The following is a 470-nucleotide window of genomic DNA, read 5'->3' as shown; positions in this document are numbered from 1 at the left end:
TCCACTTCGGGTGTGGCCAGCGAGCCGCAGCCGCTCAGGAACAGCGAACCCTGGTAGACGACCGCGGCCGAGAAGCCGCCGCCCATCAGGGCGCTCAGGGCGGCCGTGGCCGGACCCGCCAGACCGCGCATCGCCGCGCCGTCGTGGGCCCGGTCGGAGGAGAACAGGAGCAGCGCCGCCACCAGCATCACCAGTACCAGGAGCGCCTGGGTCGCGAACAGGGCGTTGAGGAACGCCCCGTGGCCGGGAAGCCGCCCCTCCGCGGCCCACTCCGGCCGGGGCCAGAGCGCGTACGCGACCACCGCCAGCCCCAGGACGAGGGTGGCGTCGCGCAGCAGGCGGCAGATCCGGTCGGCCCTGGCGTTCCAACGCGGGTCCGTGCCGGGGACCAGCACGCTCAGGGCACTCGCCGCCGCCACCGCGGCCAGCAGGGCGGACAGGACCGTGCCCGCGACCCACGGGCCCGGGTC

General features: G+C 76.0%; 1 pseudogene. It reads right to left on the bottom strand.

The features are described from left to right. A pseudogene (locus D455_RS30900) lies at positions 1 to 470 on the bottom strand (hypothetical protein); the annotation flags it as partial.

This window comes from Nocardiopsis halotolerans DSM 44410 (assembly GCF_000341065.1).
Lineage (GTDB): Bacteria > Actinomycetota > Actinomycetes > Streptosporangiales > Streptosporangiaceae > Nocardiopsis > Nocardiopsis halotolerans.
The sequence above is the reverse complement of the archived record's forward strand: the minus strand, read 5'-3'. Positions and strand labels throughout refer to the sequence as shown.